The organism is Kitasatospora putterlickiae, from assembly GCF_039527695.1.
GTDB classification, from domain to species: domain Bacteria; phylum Actinomycetota; class Actinomycetes; order Streptomycetales; family Streptomycetaceae; genus Kitasatospora; species Kitasatospora putterlickiae.
Genome location: NZ_BAAAKJ010000344.1, coordinates 24,654 through 25,016, shown reverse-complemented (window position 1 = coordinate 25,016; position 363 = coordinate 24,654). Strand labels below are relative to the sequence as shown.

Annotated in this window: 1 pseudogene; it reads left to right on the top strand. The window is 76.9% G+C overall.

The window, feature by feature from the left end:
* Positions 1-363: pseudogene (locus ABD308_RS32040) on the top strand (hypothetical protein); the annotation flags it as partial.

Here is a 363-nt window from a genome sequence, read left to right as displayed (position 1 = left end):
CGGCCACGCCTCGGTGGTCGTCCCGATCGGCGTCACCGTGTCGCCCGACTTCGCCGACGCGGCGCGCACCCTGCCCGGCGTGCGGGCCTCGGCCCGGATCTGGGCCGACACCGAGGTGTTCGTCATCGGCGGCAACGGCGCCACCAGGGTCTTCGCCGTGGTCGCCGACCCGGCCGCCTACGCGGAGATCTCCCGCTCGCTCGGGCGCGGCGTCTTCGACCCGGCCGCGCTGTCGGGCGGCACCGGTGGCCCGGACGCGCCGGTGCCCGCCCTGGTCTCCACCGAACTCGCCAAGCGGCTCGGCCCGGGCGCCACCCAGCGGCTGCGCTTCCCCAACGGCGGCGAACTGCTCGTCGAGTACGC